Below are 2,139 nucleotides of genomic sequence, written 5' to 3' on the forward strand. Positions count from 1 at the left end.
GCTAGCAATTTAAACCAACTAAAAAGAAGACACATGAAGAATTTGAAATTTTTGGGTTTTGCAGCCTTTACTATTTTAGTGGCGGCGTGCGGCCAACAGAAAGAAGGAACCGATGCAGAAGTATCCGAAGCGAAAGAAGTTGCTGAGGTAAACACATCAGAATCTTTCAGCATTAATAAAGAAGAAAGCCAAATTACATGGATCGGAAGTAAGCCAACAGGCAAGCATAATGGTACAATCCCCATTGCTTCTGGTGATATCGCTGTGGAGGGCAACGAGGTTGTAGGCGGAACAATTGTTATTAATGTTGCTGAAATTGACAATGAAGACCTGAAAGAAGATCCTGAAAGCCACGGTAAACTTGTTAGCCACCTGAAATCAGAAGATTTTTTTGATGCCGAAAATCACCCAACCGCTGAGTTTGTAATTACATCGGTTGCGCCTTACAGCAAAGAAGACTCAGTAAAAGTAAAAGAAGAGTTTGACACCCAATACAAGCCTGCTTCTGCCAAAGAGCACATGGTAGCTTCACCTACCCACAAAGTGACCGGTAACTTAAGCATGAGAGGCAAAACTTTAAGCGTTTCTTTTCCAGCCCATGTAAAGGTGCAAGATGACAAAGTTATCGCTAAGGCCAAATTTAATATTGACAGGTCTCTCTGGGGTCTTCAATATGGAAATGAAGCCGATGTAGTGGATAAAGCAAAGGATAAATTCATCTATAACACTGTCAATGTAGGGTTTGATATTGTAGCTGGCAAGTAATTCAATTGACATTTTAATATCATCAGAGAGGGGCTGCCTATTGTACTTGCAGTCCCTCTTTTTTATTTTACATTTGCAAAAAACGCCTCGACCAAGTTGAGAAAACACTCCTTTCAGTACACTCTTGAGACACCCGATATTTTTAGGGAGAAAGCTTTAAGCTGGGCATCATCCTTCAGTCACTGTACTTACTTCAACAACAACAATATTTTCAAATATCCCTATGGCCCTTTTGACAACATCATTACTGCAGGGGCCCAGCAAATCATCAGCTTTGGCGATAGAAACCATTTTGAAGAGCTTAAGCAACACTATCAAAACCAGCCTGACTGGATGGTAGGATATTTTGCTTATGATCTCAAAAACCAGACGGAGGCATTACAATCCGGCAATCCGGATCATGTGGAGTTTCCTGATATATATTTTTACGTTCCGGAACATGTACTTTGCTTCAAAGGCAACTCGCTTTACATAGAAAGTACAGGAGCTCCTGATGCTATCCTCGATGCCATTAATAATATGGCAGAGGGCAGCAATGATAAGATGAAAGCGCCCATACTGAATCAGAACACTTCACGGGAACAATATTTAGATACGGTCAATAAGCTGAAAAACCACATACTGGAGGGTGACATTTATGAAATCAACTACTGCATTGAGTTTTCCGCAACTGATGCTACAATAGATCCGCTATCAACTTATCTGCAGCTTACCCGGCTGTCCCCTACGCCATTTTCTGTTTATCACAAATTCGAAAACCGCTATCTGCTCTGTGCCAGCCCTGAAAGATTTCTAAAAAAGCACTCACGTAAACTGATATCACAACCTATAAAAGGTACTGCCAGGCGTGGTTCCTCTTCTTATGAAGATGAAATAATAAAACAAAAGCTCCGCACTGATGAAAAGGAGCTGGCGGAAAATATGATGATCGTAGACCTGGTAAGAAATGATCTGGCCAGAAGCTCTGAAACCGGCACGGTGAAAGTTGATGAAATGTTTGGCATCTATACTTTCAAACAGTTACACCAGATGATCTCTACTGTAACCTCGGAGCTTCGAGCCGATATCCACTTTATAGATGCCATCAGAAACGCTTTTCCGATGGGCAGCATGACAGGGGCACCCAAAGTGAAGGTAATGGAGCTTATTGAAAGATACGAACAAGCTAAACGTGGACTTTATTCAGGCGCTATGGGATATATCACTCCTTCAGGGGATTTTGATTTTAATGTCGTCATTCGCAGCCTTCTGTATAACGCGCAGACGAAAAAGCTTTCATTCCAGGTGGGAAGTGCCATTACCTACGACTCCATTCCAGAACAGGAGTATGAAGAATGCCTTCTAAAAGCCAAAGCCATAATGCAGACACTTGGC

2 protein-coding genes are annotated in these 2,139 nt (G+C 41.7%); both read left to right on the top strand.

What is annotated here, in order from left to right:
- Positions 1–33: 33 nt before the first annotated feature.
- Positions 34–765, top strand: a complete 732-nt coding sequence (locus tag E1163_RS00865) for a YceI family protein (RefSeq protein ID WP_155168637.1) — start codon at positions 34–36, stop codon at positions 763–765.
- A gap of 96 nt (positions 766–861) precedes the next feature.
- The coding region (locus E1163_RS00870; protein WP_155168638.1) for an anthranilate synthase component I family protein at positions 862–2,139 on the top strand (1,278 nt) is incomplete at its 3' end.

It is taken from the genome of Fulvivirga kasyanovii (genome assembly GCF_009711405.1).
Classification (GTDB): Bacteria; Bacteroidota; Bacteroidia; order Cytophagales; family Cyclobacteriaceae; genus Fulvivirga; species Fulvivirga kasyanovii.

What these genes read in the sequence shown, in the direction of transcription:
- E1163_RS00865 (WP_155168637.1), top strand. Translation starts at nt 34, where the DNA reads ATGAAGAATTTGAAATTTTTGGGTTTTGCAGCCTTTACTATTTTAGTG.